The following is a 3,041-nucleotide window of genomic DNA, read 5'->3' on the forward strand; positions in this document are numbered from 1 at the left end:
TAAGAAAGAAAATGGGTAAAACTGGGTAGGGCTAGGACAAGGCTGCTGATCAAACACAATCCGGCTGAAGGTTTCATCAGAAATTAGGTAAATGGGCTTACCATAACGTCTAGAGGCATCGGTGAGTATAGCAGCCAAACCCTCGAGGGTTGTTGCTGAGAAAATCTTTCCTGTGGGATTGTGGGGTGAATTGATGATTATTGCCCGAGTGCGTTCTGTAATCGCAGATGCGATCGCATCGAGGTCCATATCAAAGGTATTTGTATCCACAGGCACACCCACCGGCACTGCACCAGTAAGATGAACCATACGCCGATAACCTAACCAGGGTGGAGTCAGAAGAATTACCTCATCTCCATCCCCAGCCAGGATGTGCAGACAAATTGCTAGACCAACTACTGTACCATTGGTCATAAAAATATCTTCCGGCAATATGGAAATTCCCCGTTTATCCTGAAGAGCAGCGGATACAGCCTGCCGTGATTCCGGAATATTTCCCTTGTAGCCATACCAACCTGGATTTTGCGGTATACTCGAACGCTGTAAGGCTTCTACAAAACCTGGAAGTGGCATTTCATGGGAATCACCCAAGGTAAAGTCAAGACTGTCCGGCTCAGTGCGGCGACTCATATAGGTCGCTTCGGCATAAAATTTGCTGATGGGGGTTTGGTACTCTAATCCCTTTAGTAAACGTGGGGAGATAAAGTGAGTATTGCCTTCAGTGGTTGGATCTGACATAACCGCAGCCTCTGTTAGTTTAATGAGTCACTTAGTATTTTTTTCGGCCTCTGAATTGGCAAAAGCAATTCGCGATCGCACTGTCTCATCGGTGGAAGTGTTAGACGCTCATCTTGAGCATATTGCTCTGCACAATTCTAAACTAAACGCCATTATTACCTTAGATGTAGAAAATGCCTATCAACGAGCCAAAAAAGCTGACGAAGCTTTAGGACGAGGGGAAATTTGGGGTAGGTTACATGGAGTACCCATAACCATTAAGGACAGCTTAGAAACTAAGGGATTACGGACTACCAGTAGCTACGAACCTTTAGCTAATTACGTCCCAACTCAAGACGCTACCGTTGTGGCTAGACTCCGTGCAGCGGGAGCAATTCTTCTCGGAAAGACCAATACACCAAAACTGACGGCAGATTTTCAAACCAATAGTCCCCTATTTGGGAGAACAAATAATCCCTGGAATCTAGACTATACCAGCGGTGGTAGTACTGGGGGTGGTGCAGCCGCCGTAGCTGCTGGGTTATCGCCTTTGGAACTAGGTAGTGACCTTGGCGGTTCTATCCGTGTTCCTGGACATTTTTGTGGTGTATTTGGCCTTAAGCCTACGGAGCATCGTGTTTCAACCTTTGGACATATTCCAGAGCTACCAGGAAAGCCAAAAACCATCCGACACTTACAAACCATAGGACCTCTGGCTCGCTGTGTCGAAGACTTGCGCTTGTGTTTATCCTTAATTCAAGGACTCGATCCCCAACAAAATTGGTTACTTCCTATACCGACAGAGCAGTTTAAACTAGAGAATTTACGGGCATACCGCTACGCTTGGACAACAGGTTTTGGTGATATTCCAGCATCAACAGAAACCAAGAGATGCTTAGAGAAATTGGCATTATCTCTGGAAAATTTAGGGTGTTGCATTGAGGAACATAACCCACCGAATTTGGACGTTACTGTAGCAAGGGAAACCTATAGCGAGATTCTCAAATTTGAATTTGGTTTATCCGAGATCAATCAACAACAGTATGAACATGCTCTTCATAAACGCGATCGTATAATTACTGATCTAGAAGGCTTCTTATCTGATTGGGATGTTTGGTTGTGTCCTGTGGTTCCAATAGCAGCATTTACCCATCGCCCATCAGGGGAACCAATTGAGATAGATGGTAAGCAGTTTCCTTATCTGAAAGCTATTGGTGCTTACACCACACTGTTTAACTTAGGTGGTAACCCAGTCATAGTCCTACCCCTTAGCCAGTCCCAGAAAGGCTTACCCATTGGTGTGCAAGTGGTCGGAAGACGGGGGAGTGATATGAGACTGATCGCAATTGCTGAGACATTGACCCAAATCACCGGAGGCTTTCAACCTCCACCGGGATATTATAGCGCTACGCTTAGGGTCAGAAGTCAGAAGTCAGAAGTCAGAAGTCAGAAGTCAGAAGTTAGAAGTCAGAAGTCAGAAGTCAGAAGTTAGAAGTCAGAAGTCAGAAGTCAGAAGTAAGCTAGACTCACGTTTCGGAGTTTAGGAGCAACTGCATCAAGACAATGTCAAACATCGAGGTGCGCACCTCTATATGCCTAGTGCTATAACAATAGCTGAGATGCGATCGGCGAAGCCGCGCCAAAGGCGATTAGCCCGAAGGGCTACGCTACGCGATCGCTTAATTCCCTACCACCTTAATCCCTTAACCCTAACAATTTTTGTCTTTTCTTAACAACCTAATCAATTTAGAGAATAAGGTTCTTCAGTACCTACTATGCTAAATTTATAGTTTAAAAAAACCGAAAATATTACTGTGTAAGGGTTATGAGGCTATTTAACAATAAATTTTTCTGAATACTGCCTCTTCCTCCTGCTCCCTGCTCCCTGCTCCCTGCTCCCTGCTCCCTGCTCCCTTTGGCAAATTGTTAATCTAGCATAACAAGTACGGAAGAGCCGGGAATAATTCCATAACTAACCTTAACAAATCATCAGTATAATCCCGGACAACTAATGGGTTATCATAAAAGTGGGATAAAGCAATACATACTGATAATTTTCCTTCTAGGGAGGCCAAAAATGAAATTCAATATTTTGGCAACGCTAACCTTACTCGCTTCCCTGTTCTTTACTGGTTCAGCAGTAGCTGAAAACCCAGACCAGGTGCAACAGTTGCTCTCAACTGGTGAATGTCCAGGGTGTAATTTAAAAGGAGCGGATCTATCGGGTGCACATCTACTAGGCGCTGATTTGAGGAATGCTAACCTGCAAGGAGCAAACTTAATCGAAGCCAACCTAGAAGGTGCTGACCTGACTGGTGCCAACT

3 protein-coding genes are annotated in these 3,041 nt (G+C 44.9%); 2 read left to right on the plus strand and 1 reads right to left on the minus strand.

What is annotated here, in order from left to right; translation table 11 throughout:
- Positions 1 to 738 (minus strand): aminotransferase class I/II-fold pyridoxal phosphate-dependent enzyme (locus F6K49_RS38670; RefSeq protein ID WP_293105761.1); only part of this gene is annotated, 738 nt, incomplete at its 3' end.
- A gap of 22 nt (positions 739 to 760) precedes the next feature.
- Between F6K49_RS38670 and F6K49_RS38675 the strand changes: the two genes are divergently transcribed.
- A complete protein-coding gene (locus tag F6K49_RS38675) occupies positions 761 to 2,209 on the plus strand; it encodes an amidase (protein WP_293105764.1) in 1,449 nt (482 codons plus the stop codon).
- Positions 2,210 to 2,794: 585 nt separating this feature from the next.
- A partial coding sequence (locus F6K49_RS38680) for a pentapeptide repeat-containing protein (RefSeq protein ID WP_293105767.1) occupies positions 2,795 to 3,041 on the plus strand: 247 nt, incomplete at its 3' end.

Source organism: Moorena sp. SIO3I6 (genome assembly GCF_010672095.1).